Source organism: Pseudomonas sp. Fl5BN2 (assembly GCF_009908205.1).
Lineage (GTDB): Bacteria > Pseudomonadota > Gammaproteobacteria > Pseudomonadales > Pseudomonadaceae > Aquipseudomonas.
In genome coordinates, this window is record NZ_JAAARL010000084.1 from 1 (window position 1) to 423 (window position 423).

At 64.5% G+C, this 423-nt stretch carries 1 protein-coding gene; it reads left to right on the forward strand.

Annotation, left to right across the window (positions count from 1 at the left end; translation table 11 throughout):
- The coding region (locus GV819_RS32680; protein ID WP_161760124.1) for a tannase/feruloyl esterase family alpha/beta hydrolase at positions 1–423 on the forward strand (423 nt) is incomplete at both ends.

A 423-nucleotide genomic window follows, 5' to 3' on the forward strand; every position in this document is an offset into this window, starting at 1 on the left:
ACCGACGGCATGATCAACAACCTCAAGGCGTGCCAGACCGCCTTCAGCCTCGCCAACGATGTGCCGACCTGCACCGGCGCCCGTGATGGCACCTGCCTGACCGCCGCGCAGAAAACCGTGATGGCGAACCTGTTTGCCGGCGCGCGCAACAGTGCGGGGCAGGCGTTGTACTCGGGCTTTTCGTTTGACGCCGGCATCAGCGGCAGCAACTGGGCGGCGTGGAAGCAAGGCAACTCGATCCAGCTGGATCCTGCAGCGCTGGCGTTCATGTTTACGACCACGCCGCAGCCGGCGTCGGCCATCACGTCACTCACCGCGTATGGCCTGGCGTTCAACATGGACACCGACGCCCCGAAAATCTTCGCCACCGACGCCACGTACACCGAATCGGCGTGGTCGTTCATGACGCCGCCGGATGAGACC